Annotated in this window: 22 protein-coding genes; 13 read left to right on the top strand and 9 right to left on the bottom strand. The window is 54.0% G+C overall.

Annotated elements, in window-relative coordinates; translation table 11 throughout:
- Positions 1-33: 33 nt before the first annotated feature.
- The 3 genes from B880_RS0119865 to B880_RS0119855 form a co-directional block, all read right to left on the bottom strand.
- Positions 34-960, bottom strand: a complete 927-nt coding sequence (locus B880_RS0119865) for a DMT family transporter (RefSeq protein ID WP_017349215.1) — start codon at positions 958-960, stop codon at positions 34-36.
- Positions 957-1526: a TetR/AcrR family transcriptional regulator gene (locus B880_RS0119860; protein ID WP_017349214.1), complete on the bottom strand. Its 570-nt coding sequence runs from the start codon at positions 1524-1526 to the stop codon at positions 957-959. Before B880_RS0119860 ends, B880_RS0119865 begins: the two co-directional genes overlap by 4 nt.
- Positions 1527-1611: 85 nt before the next feature.
- Positions 1612-2421, bottom strand: coding sequence for a shikimate 5-dehydrogenase (locus B880_RS0119855; protein ID WP_017349213.1), 810 nt, complete (start codon positions 2419-2421; stop codon positions 1612-1614).
- 339 nt (positions 2422-2760) lie between these two features.
- Between B880_RS0119855 and B880_RS0119850 the strand changes: the two genes are divergently transcribed.
- Positions 2761-3786 (top strand): GlxA family transcriptional regulator, encoded by a 1026-nt coding sequence (locus tag B880_RS0119850; protein ID WP_017349212.1) that lies wholly within the window; start codon positions 2761-2763, stop codon positions 3784-3786.
- A gap of 3 nt (positions 3787-3789) precedes the next feature.
- Here the strand turns inward: B880_RS0119850 and B880_RS25310 are convergent, their stop codons facing one another.
- Positions 3790-5172: an MFS transporter gene (locus B880_RS25310; RefSeq protein WP_017349211.1), complete on the bottom strand. Its 1383-nt coding sequence runs from the start codon at positions 5170-5172 to the stop codon at positions 3790-3792.
- Between the two features lie 244 nt (positions 5173-5416).
- Positions 5417-6328 carry an aromatic amino acid DMT transporter YddG gene (yddG, locus tag B880_RS0119840; protein ID WP_017349210.1) on the bottom strand — a complete coding sequence of 304 codons (912 nt, stop codon included), beginning with the start codon at positions 6326-6328 and terminating at the stop codon, positions 5417-5419.
- Positions 6329-6769: 441 nt separating this feature from the next.
- Between yddG and B880_RS0119835 the strand changes: the two genes are divergently transcribed.
- Complete coding sequence (locus tag B880_RS0119835; protein ID WP_017349209.1) at positions 6770-7672, top strand: dihydrodipicolinate synthase family protein; 903 nt, start codon at positions 6770-6772, stop codon at positions 7670-7672.
- 9 nt (positions 7673-7681) lie between these two features.
- On the top strand, positions 7682-9175 hold the full coding sequence (locus B880_RS0119830) for an aldehyde dehydrogenase (protein WP_017349208.1): 1494 nt from the start codon (positions 7682-7684) through the stop codon (positions 9173-9175).
- A 166-nt stretch (positions 9176-9341) separates the two neighbouring features.
- On the opposite strand, the gene B880_RS0119825 is transcribed toward B880_RS0119830, so the two are convergent.
- Positions 9342-10661 carry an NAD(P)/FAD-dependent oxidoreductase gene (locus B880_RS0119825; RefSeq protein ID WP_017349207.1) on the bottom strand — a complete coding sequence of 440 codons (1320 nt, stop codon included), beginning with the start codon at positions 10659-10661 and terminating at the stop codon, positions 9342-9344.
- A 292-nt stretch (positions 10662-10953) separates the two neighbouring features.
- Positions 10954-11634, bottom strand: coding sequence for a GntR family transcriptional regulator (locus B880_RS0119820; protein WP_017349206.1), 681 nt, complete (start codon positions 11632-11634; stop codon positions 10954-10956).
- Between the two features lie 183 nt (positions 11635-11817).
- On the opposite strand from B880_RS0119820, the gene B880_RS0119810 reads away from it, so the two are divergent.
- From B880_RS0119810 to B880_RS0119800, 3 genes are all read left to right on the top strand, one after another.
- Positions 11818-13272: a UbiD family decarboxylase gene (locus tag B880_RS0119810; protein ID WP_017349204.1), complete on the top strand. Its 1455-nt coding sequence runs from the start codon at positions 11818-11820 to the stop codon at positions 13270-13272.
- A 102-nt stretch (positions 13273-13374) separates the two neighbouring features.
- On the top strand, positions 13375-14721 hold the full coding sequence (locus tag B880_RS0119805) for a glycoside hydrolase family 10 protein (RefSeq protein ID WP_017349203.1): 1347 nt from the start codon (positions 13375-13377) through the stop codon (positions 14719-14721).
- Positions 14722-14815: 94 nt separating this feature from the next.
- A complete protein-coding gene (locus B880_RS0119800) occupies positions 14816-15103 on the top strand; it encodes a VF530 family DNA-binding protein (RefSeq protein WP_017349202.1) in 288 nt (95 codons plus the stop codon).
- 37 nt (positions 15104-15140) lie between these two features.
- On the opposite strand, the gene B880_RS0119795 is transcribed toward B880_RS0119800, so the two are convergent.
- Both B880_RS0119795 and B880_RS0119790 read right to left on the bottom strand, forming a co-directional pair.
- The gene (locus B880_RS0119795; protein ID WP_017349201.1) at positions 15141-17891 is read right to left on the bottom strand and encodes an AAA domain-containing protein; all 2751 of its coding nucleotides are present in this window, start codon (positions 17889-17891) and stop codon (positions 15141-15143) included.
- Between the two features lie 183 nt (positions 17892-18074).
- Positions 18075-18911: an AraC family transcriptional regulator gene (locus tag B880_RS0119790; protein WP_017349200.1), complete on the bottom strand. Its 837-nt coding sequence runs from the start codon at positions 18909-18911 to the stop codon at positions 18075-18077.
- A gap of 115 nt (positions 18912-19026) precedes the next feature.
- Here B880_RS0119790 and B880_RS0119785 point away from each other — a divergent pair, with 115 nt between their 5' ends.
- The 7 genes from B880_RS0119785 to B880_RS0119755 all read left to right on the top strand — a co-directional run bounded on the left by B880_RS0119785 (position 19027) and on the right by B880_RS0119755 (position 26730).
- Positions 19027-19767, top strand: a complete 741-nt coding sequence (locus B880_RS0119785; protein ID WP_017349199.1) for an AzlC family ABC transporter permease — start codon at positions 19027-19029, stop codon at positions 19765-19767.
- A gap of 1 nt (position 19768) precedes the next feature.
- Entirely contained in the window at positions 19769-20092 is a 324-nt protein-coding gene (locus B880_RS0119780) for an AzlD domain-containing protein (protein WP_017349198.1), read from the top strand.
- A gap of 216 nt (positions 20093-20308) precedes the next feature.
- Entirely contained in the window at positions 20309-22669 is a 2361-nt protein-coding gene (locus B880_RS0119775; RefSeq protein ID WP_017349197.1) for a membrane-bound PQQ-dependent dehydrogenase, glucose/quinate/shikimate family, read from the top strand.
- A 120-nt stretch (positions 22670-22789) separates the two neighbouring features.
- Positions 22790-23647, top strand: a complete 858-nt coding sequence (locus B880_RS0119770) for a MurR/RpiR family transcriptional regulator (RefSeq protein WP_017349196.1) — start codon at positions 22790-22792, stop codon at positions 23645-23647.
- Positions 23648-23782: 135 nt separating this feature from the next.
- The gene (locus B880_RS0119765; RefSeq protein ID WP_017349195.1) at positions 23783-25126 is read left to right on the top strand and encodes an aspartate aminotransferase family protein; all 1344 of its coding nucleotides are present in this window, start codon (positions 23783-23785) and stop codon (positions 25124-25126) included.
- A complete protein-coding gene (locus tag B880_RS0119760) occupies positions 25123-25689 on the top strand; it encodes a carboxymuconolactone decarboxylase family protein (RefSeq protein ID WP_017349194.1) in 567 nt (188 codons plus the stop codon). Before B880_RS0119765 ends, B880_RS0119760 begins: the two co-directional genes overlap by 4 nt.
- 3 nt (positions 25690-25692) lie before the next feature.
- Positions 25693-26730, top strand: coding sequence for a C45 family autoproteolytic acyltransferase/hydolase (locus tag B880_RS0119755; protein ID WP_017349193.1), 1038 nt, complete (start codon positions 25693-25695; stop codon positions 26728-26730).
- The last annotated feature ends 4 nt before the right edge of the window (positions 26731-26734 follow it).

Below are 26734 nucleotides of genomic sequence, written 5' to 3'. Positions count from 1 at the left end.
CCAAAAAAAGCGTATATAAACGTTACGCGAGGCTTAAACTGCCTGTGTTTGGGGCCGTCGGGTCAACAGCGAAGCCGGTACGGTGATAATCACGAGGCATCCCACAATCAGCACGATGCCACCCCATCCCATCAACGGTAGCGTTTCCCCCACCCATACCACCGCCAGAATTGCCGCGACTACCGGCTCCAGTAAGGTAATGGTGGTGGCGGTACTGGCGCGAATCCGGGCCAGGCCCATGCCATAACAGAGATAGCCAATAAACATCGGTACCAGGGCCATGTAAATACCGACTGCCGCATTAACCCAGGCATGCAGCAAGGGTGCTCCGGTCAGTAACAGCACCGGCATCAGTAACAGCCCACCGATACCGAAAGTCGCGCCCATTGCCGCCCGGCCGCTCGTTCCTTGTTGCATCATCTGACGCGCAGACCAGGAGTAAAACGCATAGGTTAACCCCGCAACCAGACCTAAAAGGATCCCCACCAGCGCGTGGGTATTGACGGCCTGACTTCCGTGACTTTCTGCGAAGGTTAATAGCCCCATTCCGGTCACACCGACAGCAGATCCCCACATCCAGCGGCGGCTTAAGCGATGCCCCTCCAGCCAAAACTCCAACAGCGCTGAGAGTAACGGCGCAGAGCCAATGGAAATCACCGTGCCCACGGCGACACCCGCCAAATGCATCGATGCGTAGAATGAGAGCGGATAGATCGCCACCGCCACCGCCCCCATCAGCAGGTAGCGTCGCTGCTGCCAGATTTGACGGCGCTGCCTGATAATCGCAGACCAGGCGACCAGCGCCTGCAAAATACCGCCGGTCCCCATGGCTACCGCGCCTATGGCGAGCGGGCTTAACGCCGGTGCAAAGGTTGCGGCGGTGCCCGTGGTGCCCCAGAGCAATGCAGCAATCAATACGCCAGACATCCCTAAGGCCTGTTGCCCGTTGCTGCGGCTCATAACGCCTCCATCATCTGCTGAGCCATCTCACTGGCCTGAAAAATACAGCGACTGTCGCCTTCCAGGCCCGCACGGGAGATGCTCCCCTCCAGTAAAAAGGCGAAGTGACGTGCCAGTGGTTGAGTGTCCTGGCCAGTGGAGTTGGCCAGCTCTGCAAGGTGTTCTGCAAGAATCGATTCAACCTGCTCTTTATGTTGTCGCACCGCCAAACGACCCGGTGAACCGGCGGGAAACTCAGCCGCGGCATTTAATAGCCCGCAACCGCGAAAGCCCTCTTCATAAGCGAACTCAGCGTGATCGGCGTAGGCTTCAAACACCGCCACCACTTTGTCACGCGGGGTTTTCGCCCTTTTCTCACGCGCATAATAAAAATCTAACCACTCCTGATGGCGAGCGGTCAGATAGGCCTCAATCAGCGCGTCTTTAGAACTGAAATTGTTATATAAGCTCTTTTTCGCCACCCCGGCACGTTTGGTAATCGCATCAATACCGGTGTTATTGATTCCGTGGCTGTAGAACAGCGCGCGTGCGGCATTCAACAGTTTGTCATGGGCACTGTCAGTCATGGACACTCTCCAGAATCTTAAGTAGGTAGACCAGTCTACCTACTTAACAAAAAATCACAACTCTGGCAGAGGATAGAGAGGAGTATCAGGCACGAGACCAGGCAGAGGCTTCCAGCATCAACGCGTGATCGGGACGAACGCCGGTATATAAAGCAAACTGTTCCAGCGCCTGCAACGCAATAACTTCGGCCCCGGTGACCACGGTTTTATTTAACTGGCGCGCCCGCTGAATCAAGGGGGTTTCTGCCGGGAATGCCACGACGTCAAACACAAATGTCGCTGCGGCAATCGCAGGCTCAGAGAACGCTAACTGATCCTGCTCTGCACCGCCGCTCATCCCGATTGGGGTGACGTTTACTAAAATATCTGCCGTCACGCCTTCAGGGGTGGCCTGCCAGCGATAGTGATATTTGTCCGCCAGGGCCTGGCCCTGCTGCTGGTTGCGCGCCGCAATCACCACATCGCTAAAACCACTGTCACGGAATGCCGCGATCACCGCTTTTGCCATGCCGCCACTGCCCTGAATCAACACCCGTTGTTGTTTATCTTTGAAGTTAAGGTCAATCAGGTCTTTTACCGCAATGTAATCCGTGTTGTAGGCGGTTAAGTGACCGTTATCGTTGACGATGGTATTAACAGAATCAATCGCCTTTACGGAGTCAGACAGCGTATCAATGAACGGGATGCAGCTCTCTTTGAACGGCATAGAAACCGAACAACCGCGAATCTGCAAGGCGCGTACGCCTTTAATGGCGTGCTCGATGTCGTCAGTTGAAAACGCTTTATAGATGAAGTCCAACGCCAGTTTTTGGTACAGATAATTATGAAAACGCGTGCCAATGTTGCTTGGCCTGCCTGAAAGCGAAATACACAGCTGGGTATCTTTATTCAACATCACTCTCTCTCCATGCATCAGAATTCATCAATAAATACCTTAACCACTCGCCGTTACCTGACGGATGCGCTTAAGCTGAATCGATTATTCTAGTAGAATTACTTAACGTTCGCCGCAACTTTTTGCCTGAAAATTCACCGGTTAGTCATCAGAAAATCGCCCTTTTCAGCAGGAAGAAAATGGCCCCTTTTCACCCGCAGATTTGCTTAGCCAAACGGGGAGTGAATAGCCGAAAAAAATTGTGTTATATCGCGGCAAATCTGCACCATTGCATTTCATTTTTGCCGTATTTGGGCGATCATCAAGACAGTGAATATTTCCCCGAATGGGCCAGCATTTATGACATTTTCCGCCGTATCGCCCGACGAAATTGCCCAACCGAAACCCGAACTCCGTATCGGTTTTCTGCTGATGAATCATTTCACCCTGATGCAGGTTGCCGGATTAGTGGAATCGCTGCGTTTCGCCGCCGATGAGTCCTTCTCCAGTCGGCAGATTTTTTGTCAGTGGGAGTGGATGACCTGCGACAATCAGCCGGTAACGGCCAGTTGTGGTCTGCCCGTCAGCCCAACGGCAACGCTGGATTTTAATCAACACTGGGACTATCTGGTGCTGGCCGGTGGACTGCTGGAAGAGACGCGAAATCCCCCCGCGTGGTTACTGGATGCCGTGCGCGAAATCCACGCGCGCAATATTCCCATTATCACCCTGTGCAGCGGCGCGTTTATTGTGGGAAATGCGGGTCTGCTAGACGGTAAGCGCTGTGCCATTCACTTCACAACCCGTGATGAATTTCGCCAGCGTTTTCCCAAGGCAATACCGGTAATAGATAAAACTTATATCAAGGATGGCGGCATCATCTCTTGCCCAGGCGGCACGGCTATAGACCTGGCAGCAGACCTGATTCGTAAACATTGTGGCGAGATGCGCGCGGAGAAAGGATTGCAATATCTGCTGGTCGATAACGGTAAATCTCGCTCCACTAAGAAAGCGACCGGTGAGGCGGCAACCCTGCTGTATGACAACCCGGCGGTACGCAAAGTGATTGATTTTATGCGTCATCATCTCGACTCACCGCTGCCGTTAAGCGAGGTCGCTGAGTTCTCCGCGCTGACGGTGCGCCAGCTCAACCAGTTGTTTATCAAAAATACCGGTTATACCGCCGCAGTGTACTGGCGGCGGATGCGCCTGGAACACGCGCGCAAACTGATGTCAGATACAGACAGCAGCATTCACGCCATTGCCACCACCTGTGGCTTTAGCGATGCCTCGCATCTGGTGGACTGGTTCCGTAAGCAGTATGGCGAAACGCCGGGCTCCTTCAGGAAGCGCCGGCGTGATGTGGAGAAGTTAGTGAAGCCTTAAGCTTCAGATATTACTGCGTCGGGTGAGCGGCGCAGTTTTTTCACTCAGCCCAGGACGCGCTTCAGATAAAGACGCAGCATCTTCCAGGCTCATGGCATTGGTTTCTGGCGCCAGCCACCAGGAAACCACCAGTCCCACAAAGGTAATGCCTGCCGCAATATACATGGTATGGCCGATGCCAATGGTATCCAGCGACATCGGCACCAGATACGTCCCCACCGCCGCACCAATACGAGATAAAGACGTCCCGATACCTACTGCGCCAGCACGGATCGCGGTCGGGAAGATTTCATTGGGATAGACCAGCTGCAACACCTGCGCACCACCAATAAACAGGGCATAAGCGCCAAACATCAGCAGAATCATCGCGGATGACCCATCACGCAGATAACCGAGGGCTAATAGCGCCAACCCAGACCACAGGAAGCTGTGCAGCAGCAGTTTACGACGCCCTACTACGTTGACTAATTTGGTGGCAATCAAACAACCGACCACAAACAGCAAGGTAATCGCGATCGAACCCAGTGAAGCCCAGTTACCATCGAGGTGCAGTGCCTGAAGTACTTTTGGCGCGAAGGCGTAGACGGCAAACACCGGGATCACCGAACAGGTCCAGAACAGACTGACAAACACCATGCGTTTGCCGTAACCCGAGTGCAGCAGGCTTTTGAAGGAGAGATGCTTTGAGGCAGGCTGCACCGGCAGATTGCGCAGGCTAAACTCCGGGCCGTAGACTTGTTTAATAATGACTTCCGCTTCCTGCTGACGCCCTTTACTGATCAGCCAGCGCGGAGATTCCGGTGTGCCCAGGCGAATAATAAACAGCAGCACACCAATCACCACCGTACTTGCCAGCGTATAGCGCCAGGCATCCGCCCCGCCAGATTGCATAATCGCTTCGCCCACCATGTAGGCGGTGGCCGCGCCAGCAAACCACAGCAGCGTCAGCGTAGCCAGACAAGGTCCGCGTGATTTCTTAGGCAGAAACTCCACCAGAAAGGCGGTAGCCACCGGATATTCAATACCAATGGCGATACCACTCAGAAAACGCAGGGTAAACAGCATCTCTCCGCTCTGTACCCAAAACTGCGCCAGCGAGCAGAGGATAAACAAGGTAGGCCCGACAAAATAGATACGTTTGCGGCCAAAGCGATCGGTCAAGGCGCCACCGAAGAAGCCGCCAAAGAAAATACCAATCAGCGCGGAGGCGGCAATAATACCTTCCCAGAAGGTCGTCAGCCCCAGCGCGGGTGATACTTGCGTCATCGCGATACCGATAATGCTTAACACATAGCCATCAACGAAAGAACCGCCGCCGGAACGGAGGGTTAACAGCCGATGAAAACGACTGAAAGCGACATCTTCTACAGAAATTGGGTGAGACATAAAAACTCCCGTTTTTCTAATACTTTGCTACTAAGCAGGCGAATGAATGCAACCCGAAAATAAACGGGCGACACTATGAAGTTATAATTAAGCGATCAGCCTGACGGCCTGGTTGCGATAAATAAAGAGATTAATCAGATTAAGCGGCTGATAATTTCTCCGTTATCAAATATTAAAATAAAAACAGTGTAATCATGATTAAAAGGGGCTGATGCCGATGGGTAACGGCATCAGCGTCAGGTACTTATTGCGTTTCTTGCGATACTTTTGACAATGACCGTGTCCGGGTTGACCACCAGCAAATCAGGGAGCCAATACACACCAGTGCCGCGCCCTGCCAGAACTGGATACTGAGGCCAGACTGCAAAATCGTGGCAGCAATAACGGAAGAGATCACCGGAATAAAGTAAGAGGCCGAGGCCAGCACCGTCACATTACCGTGCAGAATCCCCACGTTCCAGGCGGCATAGCCAAAGGCCATCGCCATAGCGGCCAACAACAGGCTAATCACAACGTGCGTATTAATAGTAAAGTCCGGTTGTTGTGAAAAGGAGAATTTAATCCACAGTGTCAATGCCGTCAGAATAAAGAACAGCGTCACGCCATTTTTTCCGTTCGCAATACGCTTGGTCACAATACAATATACCGACCAGATAATTGCGCCAGCAAATGCCAGACCATAACTGAGTGGGTTTGATTGCAGGTTAAGTCCAATTTCATGCAGCGATAACCCATGGCTGCCGCCCAGCACCTGACCAATTCCGGCAATCGCTAACAGCATACCTGGGATGATCAGCAAACTGGCCCTCTGTTTGTTAAACACCACGGAGAACAAAATGGTCATACTGGGCCAGAGATAATTCACCATCCCCACCTCAATCGCCTGTTGTGCGCTATTGGCAAACCCCAGTGAGAGTGAAAGACAGAGTTCATAACTGACAAACAGCAGGCTTCCCCAGATAACGTAAGCGCGTGGAAATTCACGCAGGCGAGGAAAACCCACGGTAAACAGTAGCAGTATCGCGCTACAGGTGTAGATCATGGCTGCGCCGCCAATTGGGCCGAACCCTTCGCTAACACTCCTAATCAGCCCTACAATTGCGCTCCACAGCAGGACTGCCATCAGTCCAATCAGTGTCGCTTTGCGGTTTGTCATTCCTACCACCTCGGTATCACTACAGCCTGGCTACGCGCAGCAAAGCTGTTAAAAACAGGTTAAATTCAGCGTTAAAAGTATGCTTCTCCCACCGCAGTGTAAAGAGACTCCACGCAATAATTCTCACAGATTGTGATCGTTATTAAACTTCAGCTATAAAATTATCACGCCAAAATTTACGATATAACTTAATGATTATTATCAAAAAAATAATTTTACCCGGTAAAATCCTCCTACGATTTTGTATTTACCTTGTATTTTTCAGGTATACAAAATTCTTATCCCCGTTGACCCCGCTATCCACTCTATGCAAATTTTTAACAACCACCCGCACTCTGCACCGCAAGTGACAGGGATGACACAGCGCTTAAATCGCAACTTATCGCCGCAAGATGGCACCCGATGATAGACGTCCATCTGCATCTAAACCTGGAGAGAATCGTGTTTAAATTTGAAGGCATTTATACCCCAGCTATTACCCCTTACGCAGCCGATGGCAGCATTGATTTCGCGAGCTTTTCCCAGGTGCTGGAATCCCTGATTGAGGGCGGCGTTCACGGCATTATCATCGGTGGTTCTACCGGCGAATACTACGCTCAGACCACAGAAGAGCGCCTGGCGCTGGCAGAACACGCACGTAAAGTGATTGGCGACCGTCTGCCGCTGATCATCGGTACTGGTGCAATCCGTACTGAAGACGCAGTGACCTACGCTAAGCATGCGCGTGAAATCAAAGCCGACGCGATTTTAGTGACCTCTCCTCCGTACGCTCTGCCAACCGAGCTGGAGAACGCACACCACGCACTGACCGTCGATAAAGCCGCTCAGCTGCCAATTATGCTCTACAACTACCCAGGCCGTATGGGTATCTCTATGGGCGAAACCTACTTCAATGCGGTGAGCAGCTCACCAAACGTTGTGGCTATCAAAGAGAGCTCCGGTGATTTCAACAATCTGCACCTGCTGGCGTGCAAATTCCCGAACATCTCCCTCTCTTGTGGTTGGGACGATCAGGCGCTGGAGTTCTTCGCCTGGGGCGCACCGAGCTGGGTTTGTGCCGGTTCTAACTTCATCCCACGTGAGCACGTAGCGCTGTATCAGGCGTGCGTGGTGGAGAAAGACTTCGCTAAAGGTCGCCGCATTATGGCTGCCATGATGCCACTGATGCACTTCCTCGACGGCGGCAAGTTTGTACAGTCTATCAAATACGGTTGCGAACTGGCTGGCCTGTACACCGGTCCGGTGCGTGCGCCACTGCAAGCATTGGATGCGAGCGAGAAAGAGCAGCTGCAGGCTGTGATCGAAGGAGTGAAACGTAACGTGGCAGCGGCTATCGCCCAGTAAGGAGTCAGCATGACAATTCAGAATTTGAATCAGGCGGCGGCAATGGCGCGGGATCTTAACCTGCCCAATAAAGCCTTTATTAATGGTCGCTTCATGTCCTCATCCAGTGGTCGTACCCTTGCGACCACCAATCCGGCGACCGGTGAAATCCTGGCGGATATCGCTGCGTGTAACGCGGAAGATGTGGAATATGCCGTTACCAAAGCGCGAGCTGCATTTGAAGACGGTAGCTGGAGTCAACGTGCCCCCGCTGAACGTAAGCAGGTGCTGCTGAAGCTGGCGGAGCTGCTGGAACGGGAAAGTGAACAGCTGGCGGTAATGGAAAGCCTCGACAGCGGCAAGCCCGTGGGCGAATGCCTCAGCGTCGACGTGCCGGAAACCATTCATATCCTGAAATGGCATGCGGAAGCGATTGATAAACTGTACGACCAGACTGCACCTACCGCACGTGAAGCGATGGCGTTGATCGTCCGTGAGCCGATTGGCGTAGTAGGCTGCGTGCTGCCATGGAACTTCCCGCTGCTGATGCTGGCATGGAAAATTGGCCCTGCGCTGGCGGCAGGTTGCTCGGTGATTGTGAAACCGGCAGAACAGACGTCACTGACCAGCCTGCGCGTCGCGGAGCTGGCCTTTGAAGCGGGCATCCCTGCGGGTGTACTGAATATCGTTACCGGCACCGGTAAAGATGTCGGTGAACCGATTGGCCTGCACCCGGATATTGATATGGTGAGTTTCACCGGCTCAACCGTGACGGGTCGTCGTTTCCTGCGTTATGCCGCAGACTCGAACCTGAAGAAGGTGGTACTGGAGTGCGGAGGCAAAAACCCAGCGGTGGTGTTTGCCGATGTGGAAGATATTGATGCCGTTGCCGAGCAGGTGCTGAACGGCTCCTTCTGGAACATGGGTGAGAACTGCTCCGCAACCTCTCGCCTGTTAGTGCAGGAAGACGTTAAAGCGCCACTGCTGGCGAGCATTGCCCGTCAAATCGCTGGCTGGACGCTAGGCAACCCGCTGGACCCGGAGAATCGCCTGGGCTCCATGATCAGCCCAGAGCATTTTGCCAAAGTCAGTGAGTATCTGGAGATTGCTAAAGCGGAAGGACTGCCAGTGCTGCACGGCGGTAAAACGGAACGCGATATCTACGTGCAACCGACCATCTTCGATAACGTGACGCCGCAGAGTGCCCTGTTCCAGGAAGAGATCTTTGGTCCAGTCCTGTGTGTCACCACCTTTAAAACCGAAGCAGAGGCCATTGAACTGGCTAATGATACGGAATACGGGTTGGCGGCATCGGTCTATACCGACAATCTAAACAAAGCCGTACGCGTTGCCCGTGCTATTCGCGCAGGTACCGTCACCGTCAATGGATTTGGCGAAGGCGATGCAACCACACCGTTTGGCGGTTATCGTCATTCAGGTTTTGGTGGCCGTGATAAGTCTATCTATGCCCACGATCAGTACACTGAGCTGAAGACTATCTGGTTCAACATCGCTACACAGTAATTCCCCCCTGTTCGTCCCTGCTGCCGGGTTAACCGGCAGCAATTTATCTCCCCCCTGCCAGAATATCCCGTCAGGCCTTACCTCCCGCAAACTCCCTATACGTCTGAGGTTTAACAGGCATAAAAAAACCGCCGCGATGTGCGACGGTTGCTGTCTGGTGGCTGGACTAGACTTCCAGACCGGCTCTGAAATGACCCCACTTCAGGACCGAGTTCACCCCAATGGAGAGGAACGGCTCAGGCGGCGTCTTATTCGGGCCTGGCGAGGCTAACAGGAAGTCAATCGTGTCATTACGCTCTCCGGCAATCATATCCGCCAGCAGCTTGCCTGTCGCAGTACCGCGCGTGATCCCCAGACCATTACAGCACAGCGCACCATAGACGTTTGGCGCCAGCTTGCCAAAGAACCCTTCGTGGTTGTCCGAGAGGCAAATTGCACCGCTCCACGAGTACTCAAAATCAACACCTTTCAGCATAGGGAAGCGACGTGCAAACGACTTACGGTGATTGCGTTTATAGCTCTCCAGCTGTTTGGCGCGTGGACGACCATCCGGGTAGAAACTAAAGCTGTTGCGCACCAGGATACGGTTATCCAGCGTGCGACGAATGGTGCTGCCAAACGGATGGGCAGGAATCACGCCCCATACCGGCTTACCGCCCAGGCGGCGCTGCTCATCTTCCGTTAACTGGCGCGTCAGGCTGCCATAGAGGAACGTCGGGAGCAAACGCCCTTTCAGGAAACCAAAGTGCGAAGCAAAGCCGTTATTCGCCAGAATCAGCGTATCGGCGGTGATTTTGCCATTGGCATGGATCAGCGTGACCTTATCGCCATAATCAATATCGGTGATCGGCGTATTTTCATATAGCGTGACGTTAGACGGCAAGCTGTCCGCCAGCCCTTTTACCAAGGCTGAGGGTTGCAGCAGAACGGTACCGGGAATATAGAGCGCCTGCTTGTAGTAAGAGGTGCCGAGATGCTCTGGCAGATCTTTGCCCGCAATCATTTCGGTTTCACGGCCAATTTTGGCTAAGCCACTGCGATAAGCCTCCAGAATCGCGATACCCGGCGCGCCCACCGCTGCCTGATATTTACCCGCATCCACCATCTGACACTCAATCTGGTGTTCAGCCACAATGGCTTTCAGGTAATCCTGACCCACGGTATTGAGCTTCAATACCTTACTGGCAATACCCACATCGCCAATGTAGTCCTTTGCGCCGATATCGTGCGGGACATCAATAGCAAAGCCCGCATTACGTCCGGCAGAACCAAACCCCACTTCCTGAGCCTCAATCAACACGACTTCATCATTGGGGAAATTAAGCGCCAGCTGGCGCGCCGCAGCCAGCCCGGTTAGCCCCGCGCCGACAATCGCCCAGCGGGCTTTTTTCTGCCCGACATGGGCCGGACGAGGGGTACGCGCTCGGCTGGTGTGATACCAACCCGGTAGCGCATCATCAGCGGGAAGTGAAGTGATCTTTTGCACGGTAATACTCCATAAGGGGGGTGAAGCATATCTCTGAAAAGCGGCGGAACAGTGCCGTTGGGGTACTGTTCCATACGCTTAGACCTGTGTAAAATAGATATATCTTATGTATACTTTGCGTATACGATATGTGTTCGGAATATATCGCCAGCGTTATGTTGCGTCAATGTAATGAAATAGCCACGTAACAGAACTGTGAGCGAGTACGAAAAAAAGGCGCGGAATCGCCCTCCAACCGCAGTTGGAGAGCGTGCATCAAGGTAAGTATTTAGGGGTTACATCCAGGAAAGGATCAGAACGGCATGGTGTCCGCTTTCAGACCTTGTGGGGCAATAAACATTTCCATATTCGCGCGGGAGAGTTCCCAGTGTTCCATGACCAGTGTGACTACCGCCTCTTCATCACGATTTTCCAGTGCCGTAATGAATTCGTCGTGGTGTTGGGCAGAAAGCTGCAGGCGATGTTCCATGTCCTCGTTCTGGGGACGATAAAACGTGTGACCAATGCGCGAATGGTCGATCAGCAAGCGGCCCAGACTCGGTTGCAGGTAGGGATTGCCCGCCATTTCGCCCATCAACTCATGGAAACGGTTGTTCTCCAGCACCAGCGCCAGTGGATCGCGGGTTTGTACCGCCTTACGGAACCGTTTTTGCGTCTCTTTCAGCGCCTTCAGCTGCGCCGGTCGATAGTTTTGCACCGCCAGCCGACCAATAGCGGCATAGACCAGCGGAGCAACCTGAAAGAAATTACGCAGCGTGGCGTGATTCATCGGGATCACCCTGACGCCGCGCTTCTCAATAATCTCCAGATACCCTTCACCCGCCAGACGCTGAAACACCTCCCTGACCGGGGTGCGGGAGAGCCCATATTGCGCACTCAGTCCCGACTCATCCAGGACATCATCGGGATCGATTTCCATGGTCAGAATCATGCGCTTTAGGTCTTCGTACAGTGCTGCTTTACCTGAACTCACAACCGCCTCCTGCAAAGAATGTCACTTTTTTTATGTTTTTGATCTCAAGGGGTGTGAGGTTATACCGATCGCACATTTTTTGTATACCCAAAATATAAAGCAATTGTGTGGCGCAGGCCAAAGTTTGACGCTTAACCTGCATTACACGCTGCCTGATTCCCGCTACGGCTTAAGGAGAGCCTGATGAAATATTACGACGATTTGAGAAGTTACATTGATGCCCTTGATGCACTGGGTGACATCATGCACGTGGAACGTGAAGTCGACGGTGACTTTGAACCCTCGGCAATCACCCGCCGCAGTTGCGAAATTCAGTCGCCTGCCCCGCTGTTCCACCATATCAGCGGCGTTGAAGCCGGTTTCCGTATCTTCGGTGCCCCGGCGGCACTCTCATCACGACCAGAAATGCCTTATGCACGCGTGGCACTCTCATTTGGCCTGCCAGCGGAATCCACCGGCCAGCAGATCATTGAAGCCCTCTACGACGCGCGCCAGCAGCCAGGTATTCCGCCGGTACGCGTAGAGCGCGCCGCCGCGGCCTGCCAGCAAAATATTTTACAGGGCGAGGCCGCCAGCCTGGATCGCTTCCCGATTCCGTTTATTCATGACAAAGACGGTGGCCGGTATGCCAACACCTGGGGCACGCTGATCGTCAAATCCCCGGACGGCAAATGGATTAACTGGTCGATTGCACGCGTCATGAAGGTAGACGGCAAGCGCATGGTGACGCTGATTGTGCCAAGCCAGCATATTGGGCAGATTTGGACGGAATGGGTGAAGCTTGGTCAACCGATGCCGTACGCCCTGGTGCAAGGACCGGCTCCGGCCATCTCCTGCGTGTCGGGTATTCCTATTCCCGCGCACGCTGATGAAGCGGACTATATTGGCACGCTGGCGGGCAAACCGGTCGAGGTGGTGAAAGCCATCAGCCTCGATCTGGACGTGCCTGCCACGGCGGAGATTGTGATTGAGGGGCACGTTTCCATTGAGCGTGATTGCCCGGAAGGCCCGTATGGCGAATACGGCGGTTATCTCGGACATGGCTCTTCAATGCAACCGACATTCTCCGTGGATGTGATTACCCATCGCGATAACCCGATCTGGCCGATTTCGGTTACCGGTCGTCCAACCGATGAGTCACATACCCTGTGGGCAATTGGCCTCGCCGCGGATGCCTTAACCTATCTGCGCGCTGCCAATCTGCCGGTGAAAACCACCTGGATACCGGAAGATTCCGCCGTACACTGGCTGCTGGTAGTGATGCCAGAGAACTGGCGCGAACAGCTGCCGGGGGTGAGCAGCCAGCAGTTAGCAGAACAAGTGGCTGAAATTCTGTTTAAAACCGATGCGATGGTCTTCTTGCCGACCGTGTATCTGGTGGATGACGATTTCGATCCCACGAATCTGCGTGAAGTGGCCTGGGTTATCTCTACCCGCGTTCACCCTACCGGCAAACGTGTGATCTACGAAAACGAGCGTGTTATCCGCCTGCCGCAGTGCTACACCGAAGAGGAGTATGTGGCGGGTAAAGGGCCAAAAGTGGTGTTTGATACGCTCCAGTCTGAGCGTCATCGCCATGCCTCGTTTGACCAGGGCTACCCGGAAGAGGTGAAACAGCGCGTGCTGGATAACTGGTAACACCCCCTTTCAGCCGCTGTGATACGCAGCGGCTGCACTCCCCCTAATTGACTTTGTCTGCGATAAGATGAGAATGGCTCTTTAGCGCTGCGACCTGACAACATGGAGTTCATCATCGCCCGTTCTCTGTTAAAAACCCGCGTTTTGCCCTACGCAACCTTGACGGCGATGGCTCTGCTACTGGCAAGCTGCGCCTCAAAGCCGCCTAAATCACTGGTTACGCCTGTTCCAACGGCCACCAAACCCCCGCTGGTGGCTCAGCCCGCTCAGCCTGCACAACCTACGGCTGAAGTGCGTGGCGTGTGGTTAGCCACGGTTTCCCGTCTTGACTGGCCACCGCCCAGTTCGGTATACGCCAGTAACCGTATCCAACAGCAGCAAGCGGCGCTGATCGCAACGCTGGATAAACTCAAGAGCCTTGGCGTGAACACCGTGTTTTTCCAGGTTAAGCCGGATGGCACTGCGCTTTGGTCCTCTAAAATTCTGCCCTGGTCAGATATGCTCACCGGCACCATCGGTAACGACCCAGGGTATGATCCGCTGCAATTTATGCTGGATGAAGCACACAGGCGTGGCATGAAGGTACATGCCTGGTTTAACCCTTACCGCGTTTCTACCAATACCAAATCCGCCACCACGGCTGCGCTCAATCGCACTTTGTCACTTCACCCGGCGAGCGTGTTTGTCTTGCATCGGGACTGGATTCGTACCGCGGGCGATCGCTATGTGCTCGACCCCGGCATTCCTGCCGCACGCGACTGGATAACCAGCATCGTGGCTGAAGTTGTGTCCCATTATCCGGTGGATGGCGTGCAGTTTGACGACTACTTCTACGCCGAAGCGCCGGGGCAGTTACTGAACGATAACCAGACCTTCCGCGAATATGGTCAGGGCTTCAGTAATAAAGCCGACTGGCGGCGGCATAACACGCAGCAGCTGATTGAGCAGGTGTCACGGACCATCAAACAGTTGAAGCCAGGCGTGGCGTTTGGCGTCAGCCCGGCCGGTGTATGGCGCAATATCTCTCACGACCCCGCCGGTTCGGCCACCAGTGGTGCAGCCGCGTATGACGAAGCCTATGCCGACACCCGGCGCTGGGTGCAGCAGGGGTTACTTGATTACATTGCGCCGCAGCTCTACTGGCCGTTTGCTCGCCAGGCCGCACGTTACGATGTGTTAGCTAACTGGTGGGCAAACGTGGTGAAACCCACACATACTCAGCTGTATATCGGTATTGCGCTGTATAAAGTGGGTGAACCGGCGAGGAACGAACCTGACTGGATGGTGCAAGGCGGTGTGCCGGAGCTGAAAAAGCAGCTTGACCTGAATCAGTCCGTGCCGGAGATCAACGGCACCATTCTGTTCCGCGAGAACTATCTCAATCAGCCACAGACGCAGCAGGCGGTGAGTTATCTGAAAACCCGTTGGGGCAACAACCCCGTTCAATAGGCGGTAAAGGTCGCTTTCCTTTCTGCCTGCCCTTGCACATCCCGCTGGCGCTCAGTATGGTGAGCGCCATTGTTTGTATACCCCTGGAATTGTTATGACTGGCCACACCTCAAAAGATCCTCTGCACGGCATCACGCTGGAAATGCAGGTCAACGCGTTGGTAGCACGCTACGGCTGGGTAAAACTGGGGCAGCTAATTAAAATTAACTGCTTTAACAGCGATCCGAGCGTGAAATCGAGCCTGAAGTTTCTTCGCCGCACCCCGTGGGCACGGGCCGAAGTAGAAGCCCTGTATCTTGATTCACTGGAAGCGCCCGAACCCACGCAGGATGATGCTGAAAATCCGTGGGCGAACTGGAGCGGCAACAAACCTCAGGATTAATGCTTGCCGAACCGGACTTGGTTAGCTGAAATTGTCATTACTGGCCTCCAGCCGTTGAGGTTGATGAAGCTTCATCAGAATTTGGCGGGCTGCTCCACTGGGCAATAAAGTTATTGATGCTTGTTTCGATTTCATCCTCGACGGTACGCAGACGCAAAATGGGAATGTCGTTTTTCGCCAAAATTCCATTCTTTAACTCGTCTCGTGCCCTCTGTTCGCGCCGGTCATGGCACCCCCCATCAACTTCTATTACCCCGAGCGGTGTTTTGCCCACTTTGAAATAGATGACGAAATCGCAGCTGGCACGCGCCATGAATGCACGTTCGCGTGGCGTCCAGTCCGGATTAGTGGGTGACACGACCTGATTCAGTTTAACCTGGGCGTGGTACATCAATGCCTGGCACGACGGTTTAGAGAGTGCCTCACGTAACAATGCCGCCGCGATTTGCTCAGATTTAAAGCGGGAATCCTTGGGCCGCAAGCGAGCATTTAAGCGATCCAGGGACTGATCATACCCGCGATATAAGAGATCGAAAGCAGACACCACAGGTGCGCGCACAATCTGCTCGTCTTGCGCGTAATAGGTGATATAGCGTATCAAGGCGGAGATGTGGCTGTTGTTATTGGTGAACACCTCATCCCCGGTCAGAAGCGTGAAGCCGTGCTTAGCCCGCGACACTGCCACGTTGATCATGCGCGCATCATCGACAAAGTTCAGACGTTTTTGTGCCTGGTTATAGCCTTTCTTGTCCAACACGGTTGAGAACACAATTTCGTCGCACTCCCGCCCCTGAAATTTGTGCACGGTGTCCTTAACGAAATCCGTGGGTAATTGCGTGTCGGAGAGATTGACCTGCGCCCGGAATGGCGCGATAAAGCCGCGCCCGTCGCTATCCAGGCCGACAGGATCACCCTCCTCTTCCAACAGCTTGTTCAAGGAGCGCAGCTCGCGCAAGTTGGTATTATGGCGGGTGTGGTTGCCCTTTGCAGTCACTACCAGCCGCAGGGGAGCTTCGCCTTTGTCCTCCGTCATTGGCACCAGTGCATTATCGTAGAACTGCTGGTTACAGAACTGAATAATTCTTGGATGACAGCGGTAATGCTCTTTCAGCAACGTTTTCGGGAGCGTCTCCTTAAACACACCAATGCACGAATCGAGCAGGCTGTAGCGCTCGCAATCGTAAACCTCAGCGGGCGCGGATAAGTTTAGCGCCACAGGGATATGCGCCAGCTGGCGGTTGTCACCAACCACAATCAGATTTTTTGCACAGCCAAGCGGTAAAATGCCAGGAATAATATCCTGCAACGACGCCTCGTCGATAATCACATAATCGAGGATCGCCCCCGGTGCAATTGAATTAACAATAGAGTGGGTACCACTCCCGAGGATCGGGAAACGCTGAAGGAAAGCATCGAAATTTTGTGCATATCGGTACGTCTTGTCATCGAAGTTATTCAGTGGCCGTGTCTGACTTTGCAAATGTTGCTTGAGGTGGCTCATCGACTCTGCCTTCAATGTCTCCAGCGAGGCCTCAAAGTGCCCCTCAGCCAGTGACGCCCGACACGCCTGGAGTTCCGCCTGTTTGCCTTGCAGTGCCCTGTCGTAATAGTGCATCTGAAGGGCGTAGAAAACCGACAGACGCGCGTCGGTTTGATCAAACGGTTTAGCGCGAAGAATCCTGAAATTAAACAGCAGGTTGATGCGTTCTCTGAGCCTGATACGCTGCTCGCCCAGATGGGCCAAATAAGCCATAAGATCTGCCGTTTTGCGCGGCGATAGCCCATATTTTTCTAATGAGGTAGTGACCTGTACGCCGCTCTCCACCTGCCATTTTTCCAGGTAGCGCTGCTCGATACTCAGCTCATCTATTTCTACCTGGAGTTGCGCTGCCCGATTGTGATTGTGCAAATGCAGCTTCACGCGGGATAACAAAACTTGAATCTCTTCCAGAGTTGGGGCGGGTTCAGGCGCATGCGATGGACACACCGGCAGGTCAGCGAAGAAGTCCTTGCGATTTTTCTGGTTGCCGAGTTTGGCAATCAAGTGGCCCAGACCGCACTTCTCCAGCTTCTCGTAGACATTTTCCACCGCCGCATTGTTATTGGACAACACCGCCACTGTCTGCCCACGTAGCAGGATATTCGCGATAATGTTTAAGATTGTCTGGGTCTTGCCGGTGCCCGGAGGCCCCTCAATCACGCTGACCTGCGAACTGAAAGCCTGTTCGACCGCCGCAAGCTGGCTCTCGTTCAGCCCGAATGGATAGATCAGCCCTTGACCAGGTGCCAACATGCCGTTGCGGCCAGTGCAATAGGCCTGCAAGGCCGTATCATCACTCGCGGGCAGTTTTCCCAGTTGACGCACCACATTTGCCGCGATGTCACGGTCAGTCTTTGATTTTGCGCTATCCTGTCGAGCCTTCGCCACAGCCAGGAAATAGTGAAAGATCGCCTCGTCCTTTATCGCCGTCGGCGTTGCAAACCCTAAACCTTCCATCTTGAAAACATAAGGTTTGTCGACATCCGGATAGTGCACGACCGCATACCGTTCGCCGTAGATCGTCGCTTTAGCGATCGGCGTGACAATCGAACTGCCGGGTTTGGTTAAGAACATCTCACCCAACTCCCGCATGGGAGAGAGACGACAGTCGTTGAGCGGGCTGGAATAGGTTTTTTTTGAGGGGAAAAAACAAGTAAGTCGCAGGGCTTTGGATTTGTCACACCAGTAAATTTTCCAGTCACTGATCTGTGCGGTTTTATCTACACCTGCTATCTCAATCGAAACCATATAATCCCTTATTTGTATGCGCGGCATCCCTGTGTGCATTCAGATCGAATATCGAGTACTGCTATTTCTCCAGTTTCTCTAATAAAGATAATATTGCCATTATTTGTACAGTGAGAGTAGCCAATATCACAGAGATCTCCCTGCGGCCAGACAAGCGCAAAAACCACTTGCGGTAAATGAACACTACAAGGAGGCGACGGCAAACAGACCAGGGGTTGTCCCAAAATGTACGCGAAAATGTTTGATTAAGTGACTCTGGTCAAAGAAACCCACGTCACTGGCAACCTGTGCTGCGCCGATCCCTGTTGCCAGCAGCCCTTTTGCCCGCATCAAACGGATTTGCGTCAGATATTGATGCACCGAGAGCCCGGTCGTTTTCTGAAAGGTGCGCATAAAATAGAATTCACTTAACCCCGCGACCTGCGCAATCTCTTTTACCGAAAGGGATTGCGTGTAGGCACAGTGCAAAAAATCAATCGCTTTACGGATATCGGCCCGGGCAACGCCCTGAACCGAACCTTTAACGGTGCGCTCGCCATAACGACTAACCAGTAAATTGAGGATGTGATATATCACGCACTCTTTTTCCAAAATGTCATGGCTCTGTTTAATCACACTCGCCGCGTGCAACATGCGACGCGCCATTGCGGGATCATAGCGAATCCCCTGTTGGCCGAAATTCACCTCACCTTTACCGCTAAGTACCGTTTGTGCCACTTCGTTAACCAGGTTATCACCCGGATAAAACGCACAATAATCCCAGCCTTCATCACGCTGTACTGCTTCTCCGGTGTGAACTTCACCCGGCGCGATGATCATGATGGTGCCAGCCGCAGCAATACCGGTTTTTCTACACACTCTCGTGCGCTGCGCACCTCGGGCAAATGCGGCGATAACAAATTCATCATGAAAATGTGGCGGGTAGGCATGCTCGTAGCAAGTGGCTTGCAAAATCTCCATTCCGCCATGCAGTTGGCTATCACGCCACAGGCTAATCTCATCGCGTTTTACTGCTACCACGTGCCCCACCGTCCCATCATCTTCGGAAATTTCGCTGTTGAGCAGGATCCTACTATCTCAATGCCCGTCGATTCTTAAAATCGTTACTGAGCTAATCAATATAAGGGAAATTAAGATGTTAATGAAGATGAATACCGGGCACCCCAGTTTCATGCAAGACGAGTTTCGCGCCGGTATTACTGCCTGCCTTCCCACCATTCCTGGCTATTGGAGTATTGGTTTTGCAGCCGGGGCGATTGGCACGCTCTCTGATTTTACGCCATGGCAAATCGCCCTGCTAGCCACAGCTTTGTACGCCGGATCAGCGCAGTTTTTGTTTTACTCCTTGTGGGCCGCAGGGGCAGAAATGGCGTCCGTCGTGCTTAGCGTATTACTGGTGAACCTGCGCTACTTACTGATGAGTTCAGCAATAAGTGGGTTTTTCCGCGACTACAGCACCCTGCAAAAAGTGGTGAGCGGGCTGCTGCTGACTGACGAAACCTTTGGCGTTGCGGTCCAGCGCGGCGGCCCACAAGGTAAAATCAGTTTTTCCTGGATGCTGGGGTTGAATGTTGCCGCCTGGCTGAACTGGATTATTGCCTGTGTCATCGGTGCCGGGCTGGCCACTACGCTGCCAGCGTCTTTAATGGAGGGGCTGGGCTTCAGTCTGGTTGCAATGTTCATCGGTTTGATACTGATGATGTGGTTTGCCAGCCAGCGAAAGGCGCTGGAAACCCTGAACATTGTCACGGCCCTGGCGATCACTTTGTTCTCTGCCGGGAGCAGTTCGCTCAGTATCGTGGTCATTGTCGCCGCATCCGTTGCCGCCACGCTGACAACATGCCTGTTACGAACCCGCGCGCAGAAAGGAAAATAAAATGGAAAGAAACATTCTGCTGGCGATTGCTGCCTCCGCGTTGGTTACGGCGCTGATGCGCACGGTGCCTGTTTTACTGTTATCCCGCTTTCGTTTGCCAGAGGGGGTGCAGCAGTGGCTGAGCTTTATTCCCACCGCCATTATGGCCGCACTGGTCACCTCTGAACTGCTGAGTAAACCCGCAATGACCCATTCCGGCATCAGTATCTCGCTTTTGGCAGCGGTGTTTGCCACCGTGGTGGGCGTAATCACCCGTGGATTATTTGCCACCGTGCTCGCCGGTGTACTGGCGTTCTGCCTGGCGGGCTACGTTTTGTTCCCATAGCCTTGTCCTTCACGGCCAGTACCAGCGCTGGCCTGCCCCCACGATTCCCCCACTGAAACACGCCTGTCTCCCAGGATAATTCGCTTTTCACTGAGAAAATCCATTCCCATTAGCCGTGAAGCTGGTACCCTGCCACCTTGTTAAGAAATGGTTAAGTAAAATAATTAATTCTGTTTTTAATCCGTTTGTTATCAATTCATGGAAAAAGGAAAAATCATGCTGAATAAGTTATCCGGCATCGTCATCGCCCTGTTTGGGCTGGCGTTACTGTATATGGGCGGCAAACTGCTGTTGGTGGGAGGCAGCGCATTTTATGCCGTGATTGCCATTGGGGTGCTGGCAACTGCGGTACTGCTGTTGCTCAATAAGCGCAGTGCCTTAACCCTGTATGCTTTACTGATGTGGGTCACGCTTATCTGGATCATTACCGAGGTCGGTTTCGACAAGTGGCAGTGGATCCCGCGCGGCGACCTGTTTGGCGTAATCGGGGTATGGTTAGCCCTGCCGTGGACGGTCAGCCGTCTCTATTCCGCCGAGCGTAAATTTCATCCCTTCCTCGGCAGCACGGTTATCGTGATGATTGCGCTGGTCATTGGCCTGTGCTTCTACGATCCGGTACCGCAACAGGGCACCATTACCAATGAGCGCAGCAACAGCGATGTCAGCGGTGCGGGTGATGACTGGGTAGCCTACGGCGGCAACGATAACGGCCAACGTTTCTCCACCCTGAAACAGATCACCAAAGACAACGTCAGCAACCTCGAAGTTGCCTGGACCTATCACACCGGGGATCTGCGTCAGGATAGCGACGCTTCGGAATATACGTTCGAAGCAACGCCGCTCAAGGTCAACGGCCTGCTGTACATCTGTACTCCGCACAACGAAGTTCACGCGCTGGATCCGGAAACCGGCGCGGTGAAGTGGAAATATGAACCGCCACATGACGGATCATACCTGTGGCAGCATCAAACCTGTCGCGGCGTAAGCTACTACGACGGCAGTAACAGCGCTGCGAACAACACTGCGGCACAACCCGCCCTGTGCCGCAAACGGATCTTTAATGCTTCCGTCAACGCACATCTGGTGGCTCTGGATGCCGATACCGGGCAAGTGTGTAGTGATTTCGGCCACAACGGTTCGATCGACCTGCACGATAACCTCGGCACACTGCGCCCGCATGCCCTGATGGAAACCTCAGCGCCGCTGGTGGCTGGAAATCTGGTCATTGTGGGCAGTTCGGTGATGGACAATGGTTACAACCAGGGCAACCCGTCCGGCGTGATCCGCGCTTATGATGCGCAAAGCGGCCGCCTGGTATGGAATTTCGATCCGGCTAATCCCGATCAGACGCAGCCCATCGCGGCTGATGCGATCTACCCGCAGGACACACCGCTGGCCTGGGCAACCCTGAGTGCCGATGTGAAGAATGGCCTGGTCTACGTGCCGTTTGGCAACGCCTCGCCAGATGAAGTGGGCACCCACCGTGATGAAACCAGCACCGCAGAGCAGTTCCGCGATAACCTGGTGGCACTCGACCTGCAAACCGGCCGTTTCAAATGGCGCTTCCAGAGTTCTCATCATGACCTATGGGACCGCGATAATCCTTCTCAACCCTCGCTGTTGGATATCGACTACCAGGGTAGCCGCCAGCCTGCACTGATCTTGCCAACCAAAACCGGCAACCTCTTTGTGCTTAATCGCCTGACCGGCAAACCCATTTACCCGGTCAATGAGGTGAATGTCTCCACCGAAAGCCCGATCGCTGGTGAAAAATACTCGCCAACGCAACCGGTCTCCGCACTCAATTTCATTCCGCAGCCGATCACGGAAAAATCGATGTGGGGCATCACGCCGTTTGATCAGATCAGCTGCCGCATTGATTTCCGCCACTTACGTTACGATGGCAACCCGTGGACACCGCCAACGGAACAAGGGTCGCTGATTCTCCCTGGCAACATCGGCGTATTCAACTGGGGATCGGTAGCGGTAGATCCACAGCGCCAGCTGCTGATTGCTGCGCCGGTTCGTCTGGCTTACAAGTACAACCTGATTAAACGCAGTGCACAAACAGAGAACAGCCGCCTGTTCAGTAAAGACGGGCAGCCGTTCTGGAATGAAAACTTCCAGGGTGAATACGCGATTCACATCCAGCAGTTCGCGTCCGACCTGGGCATTCCTTGTATCGCGCCTCCCTGGGGCCGGATGGTCGGTGTCGATCTGAAAACCGGAAAAACAGAGTGGCTGCGTCGCATTGGGACCACCAAAAACCTCAAAACCAGCTTCCTGCCGGGACGTTTCCCGATTGGCTTCCCGATGGGCATGGTCGCGCACGGAGGGCCGTTGGTAACGGCTGGCGATCTGGTGTTCCATGGCGCAACGGCGGATAACTATTTCCGCGCCTACGACAGCACCACCGGCCAGTTGCTGTGGCAGACCGAGCTGCAAGCCGGTGTCCAGGCCACGCCATCCACCTTTGTCGGGAAAGATGGTAAGCAATATGTGGTGGTTGCCGCAGGCGGCCACGGTTCGCTCGGCACCAAACTGGGTGATACGCTGGTGGCCTTCCGTCTGAAGTAATCTCGCGAGTGTCTGTTCTGGGGGCTTTTAGCCCCCTTTTTGTTTTCTCACCGTTGGGCGGCGCTTTTCCTGCTCAGTTGCTTTACAGTAAGCGCAAAGAAGTCAAAAAAGGATAATGTTATGAACCTGAAGGCGTTGATTACCCTTCACTTTAATCAGCTGTCGCCAGAATTGCAGCGCGCTGCCGAATACGCACTGCAAAACAGTAGCCAGCTGGTGGTGGTCTCTATGCGTACGTTTGCGCTGAGCGCCGGATTTAAACCGGCCACATTTATGCGCCTTGCGCAGCGCCTCGGTTATCAGGGTTGGGGAGAGCTGAAACAGGCGCTGATTGAAGAGCTGGGCCTGCATGATGATACCTATGTCGCGAAAGCGCGAAAACTCGTGGATCAAGGCAAAACCAGCAGCCTGTATAGCGAAATGATCACCGCGCATGAAAGCAACCTGCTGCGTACTCATGACGAAAATCAGCGCCAGATGCAGCATGCGGTGGATCTCCTTGAAGCTGCCGCACACACCTATATTTGCGGCTATCGCGCCAGTTTCCCCGTGGCATGGTCACTGTTCTACGTCTATCGGTTATTTAATCGCAAGGTGACTTTAATCGATGGCCTCGCCAGCGACAGTGAAATCTACAGCCGCGAATTTACCGCTGAAGATTGCCTGCTGATCGCCAGCTTCGCCCCCTATTCGCGTGAATCCTTACAGATGCTTCAGGCTGCGCAGAGCGCGGGCAGCAAAATTATCGCGTTGACGGATTCCCCACTGTCCCCTTTAGCTCAGGCGGCAGACTGTGTGCTGCTGTTCTCCACCGACAGCCCCTCATTTTTCCCCTCGATTGTGGCTGGCCTGAGTATCTCCGAATGTCTGATGGCAATGTTGGTCGCACGCCATGGCACTGAAGCCGTGACAAAGATTGAAAACGCGGAGCGCTATCTCAAGGCCTCCGGAGCCTATGTGCCGCCGGGAAAATCGTGATGCAGATATAACTGTATCTTTGGATTATGCAGAGGATACATATTTATCATTTTCTCATTGACCGGATCGAAATGAATCCTGCATGATGCGAGGAGAATCGCCAGCATCTCGCTGTCGCGCAGGAGCCAGATCGTCATGAGCCATATCATTCATCGCAGTCTTCGTTTCACGCCTCCTACCGCTGTCTCTGCCGAAGGGGTATGGATCACGGACAACCACGGTAAACGTTATCTTGATGCCTGTGGTGGTGCGGCGGTGTCCTGCCTTGGTCACGCTCACCCAGACGTGCTGGCAGCGATGCACCAACAGATTGATCGCCTGGCTTATGCCCATACCGGTTTCTTCACCACTGATCCAGCTGAATCACTGGCAGAAACGCTGGTGCGCACAGCGCCGGGCGATCTGGATTACGCCTACTTCGTTTCCGGTGGATCAGAAGCGATGGAAACCGCCCTTAAGCTGGCTCGCCAGTATGCGGTGGAATCGGGTCAGCCGCAGCGCACCAAATTTATGGCGCGCCGTCAGAGCTATCACGGCAATACCCTCGGCGCACTGGCCGTCGGCGGAAATGAGTGGCGTCGTCGCCAGTTTGCCCCGCTGCTGATCGATGTGGTGCGCGTTTCCGCCTGTAATGAATACCGCGATCGCCGCGCCGATGAGAGCCAGCAACAGTACACCGACCGCCTGTTGGCTGAATTTGAAGAGACGATTTTGCGCGAAGGCGCAGACACCATTATCGGCTTCTGTGCAGAAACGGTGTCCGGTGCCACTACCGGTGCCACGCCGCCTACGCCTGGCTATTTTCGCGGTATTCGCCAGCTGTGCGATAAATACGGCATTTTGCTGATTTCAGATGAAGTGATGTGCGGTATGGGCCGCACCGGGACGCTGCACAGCTTTGAACAGGATGACATCGTGCCGGATATTGTCGCCATCGCCAAAGGGCTGGGTGGCGGCTATCAACCGATTGGTGCAGTGCTGGCTCGTCGCCACATTGTCCAGACCTTGCAAAACGGCAGCGGCTTCTTCCAGCACGGTCATACCTATATTTGCCACCCTACCGCCGCTGCCGCCGCACTGGCGGTGCAACAGGTGATCGAACGCGATAACCTGCTCGCACGGGTTAAGCAACAGGGTGACTATCTGGCTCAGGTGCTGCAACAACAGCTGGGCGGATTAGAGTTTGTCGGTAACACGCGCGGGCGTGGGCTGTTTGCGGGCGTCGAATTAGTGCGCGATCGTGACACTAAAGCCCCGTTCGATCCGGTCTGTAAACTTCATGCTGCTATCAAGCAGAGCTGTATGGCAAAAGGGTTGATGGTCTATCCCATGGGCGGCACCATTGACGGGCGGTCTGGTGACCATATTCTGATTGCTCCGCCGTTTATTATTGAACCGGCGCAACTCGATTTTGTCGCAGAAACCCTGCGCGAAGTGATTCAAACCGAAACGCATAAAGCCGCAGGATATTCAGCATGAATCGTATGCCCGCTTTAGCGCCAGAAGCCTGGAATGACGAACAGCGTACACTGGCAGAAGAGATCATCAACGGCCCGCGCGGTGCACTGTTGCCGCCGTTTGAGCCGCTGCTACGCAGCCCGGAATTGATGGCACACACCCAACGGATGGGCGAATATTTGCGCTATCGCAGCAGCATCGGTCAACGTCTGACCGAGCTGGCGATTTTGCTAACCGCTCGCCACTGGTCACAAACGGTGGAATGGGCGATTCATGCCCCGATTGCCCTGGAAAAGGGGATCTCCGCCAGCGCCATTGAGGCGATCAATCAACGGCAAGTGCCCACGGAATTACAGGATGACGAATGGGTCATCTACCACTTTTGTCAGCAGTTACAGCAAAACCAGCAGGTCTCTGATGAGACATGGCAGCAGGCTGTGGCGCTGTGGGGCGAAAAAGGGGTGGTTGACCTGATCGGTATCAATGGCTATTACAGCCTGCTCTCCATGGTGATGAATGCGGCACGCACCCCCGCACCGGCCAGCTCACATACGCTGTACTGCCCTGATGTCAAAAGAGATTAATCAATGAAAACAATCAACCTGAGTGGTTCAGCCTGGGACATTGGACATGGACTGGGCCTGACTGGTCGTGAAGCCTGGCATCAGCAGCTCCGTCAGACTTCACTGTGGCAGACGGTTACCGCCATGGGTCAAAGCAGCGAACTGCTGGCTATGGAGCAGCGGGTGCGTGAGCGTTTTCCTGCTATCTGGCAGGAAATCGAAGGTCTGGCGGCCGGGCTGGATGCCCCAGTCAGCGAGGTGTTTGCCTGGAACTGTCGCGGCGATCTGGTTCCTTCCACCTCCGATGGGTGTACGACCGTTACTGGCACAGCCGGGCGCGATGAGTGGATCATTGCTCATAATGAGGATGGTTTTCCGCAACTGCGCAGCGCCTGCTTTTTGGTGCGCGTCAGGCCAGAAAAGGGGCTGGCTTTTCTCAGCTTTGCCTACCCTGGGTCGCTGTGTGGCCACACTTTTGCCCTCAACGAAAAAGGCCTGGTCAATACGGTCAACAATATTCGCGCCCAGGTACGTCCGGTTGGATTACCGCGTCAAATTCTTGCTCGAGCGTCGCTTAATGCAGAAACCCTGCAAGAGGCAGTCGAAATCCTGACATCCTCCCCCCGCGCTGGCGCATTTCACCATACGTTAGGTCAGGCTGGCTTTGGTGTGGTCAGCGTTGAAGCCTGCGGCACCGGCTGCTCGGTCGCGGTCATTAACACAGTGAGCGGACATGCCAATCACCTGATCCATTCAGAGCAGGCCGCGACGTTGCAAACCATCACCGCCAGTTCCGGCGAGCGCCAGGCGTGTTTAGAACGCTGGCTGGAAACGCAGCCCGCCCACCTGACGCCAGACGCCGCCTTAACGGTTCTCTCCAGCCAACAGAATGCGCAACTGCCTGTGTATCGCCTTGATCCCCAAGACCCAGACGACGAGAACACGCTGGCTACCGCTATTTTCCACCTGACGACACAGGGAGTGAGCTGGGAAATCTTTGGCCTCGATCGCCAACAGGCAGAAAATAGTGGATTGGGTGTGAACTTATCTCCATGCGGATAGCACT

The sequence above is a fragment of the Pantoea sp. A4 genome, assembly GCF_000295955.2.
Lineage (GTDB): Bacteria > Pseudomonadota > Gammaproteobacteria > Enterobacterales > Enterobacteriaceae > Pantoea > Pantoea multigeneris.
The sequence above is the reverse complement of the archived record's forward strand: the minus strand, read 5'-3'. Positions and strand labels throughout refer to the sequence as shown.

Bases quoted from the DNA above. Each gene is read 5' to 3' on its own strand.
- B880_RS0119780 (WP_017349198.1), top strand. From the start codon at position 19,769: ATGGAAAGAAACATTCTGCTGGCGATTGCTGCCTCCGCGTTGGTTACG.
- B880_RS0119800 (WP_017349202.1), top strand. From the start codon at position 14,816: ATGACTGGCCACACCTCAAAAGATCCTCTGCACGGCATCACGCTGGAA.
- B880_RS0119775 (WP_017349197.1), top strand. From the start codon at position 20,309: ATGCTGAATAAGTTATCCGGCATCGTCATCGCCCTGTTTGGGCTGGCG.
- B880_RS0119865 (WP_017349215.1), bottom strand. From the start codon at position 960: ATGAGCCGCAGCAACGGGCAACAGGCCTTAGGGATGTCTGGCGTATTG.
- B880_RS0119855 (WP_017349213.1), bottom strand. From the start codon at position 2,421: ATGTTGAATAAAGATACCCAGCTGTGTATTTCGCTTTCAGGCAGGCCA.
- B880_RS0119810 (WP_017349204.1), top strand. From the start codon at position 11,818: ATGAAATATTACGACGATTTGAGAAGTTACATTGATGCCCTTGATGCA.
- B880_RS25310 (WP_017349211.1), bottom strand. From the start codon at position 5,172: ATGTCTCACCCAATTTCTGTAGAAGATGTCGCTTTCAGTCGTTTTCAT.
- B880_RS0119830 (WP_017349208.1), top strand. From the start codon at position 7,682: ATGACAATTCAGAATTTGAATCAGGCGGCGGCAATGGCGCGGGATCTT.
- B880_RS0119770 (WP_017349196.1), top strand. From the start codon at position 22,790: ATGAACCTGAAGGCGTTGATTACCCTTCACTTTAATCAGCTGTCGCCA.
- B880_RS0119760 (WP_017349194.1), top strand. From the start codon at position 25,123: ATGAATCGTATGCCCGCTTTAGCGCCAGAAGCCTGGAATGACGAACAG.
- B880_RS0119755 (WP_017349193.1), top strand. From the start codon at position 25,693: ATGAAAACAATCAACCTGAGTGGTTCAGCCTGGGACATTGGACATGGA.
- B880_RS0119795 (WP_017349201.1), bottom strand. From the start codon at position 17,891: ATGGTTTCGATTGAGATAGCAGGTGTAGATAAAACCGCACAGATCAGT.
- B880_RS0119860 (WP_017349214.1), bottom strand. From the start codon at position 1,526: ATGACTGACAGTGCCCATGACAAACTGTTGAATGCCGCACGCGCGCTG.
- B880_RS0119765 (WP_017349195.1), top strand. From the start codon at position 23,783: ATGAGCCATATCATTCATCGCAGTCTTCGTTTCACGCCTCCTACCGCT.
- yddG (WP_017349210.1), bottom strand. From the start codon at position 6,328: ATGACAAACCGCAAAGCGACACTGATTGGACTGATGGCAGTCCTGCTG.
- B880_RS0119785 (WP_017349199.1), top strand. From the start codon at position 19,027: ATGTTAATGAAGATGAATACCGGGCACCCCAGTTTCATGCAAGACGAG.
- B880_RS0119805 (WP_017349203.1), top strand. From the start codon at position 13,375: ATGGAGTTCATCATCGCCCGTTCTCTGTTAAAAACCCGCGTTTTGCCC.
- B880_RS0119850 (WP_017349212.1), top strand. From the start codon at position 2,761: ATGACATTTTCCGCCGTATCGCCCGACGAAATTGCCCAACCGAAACCC.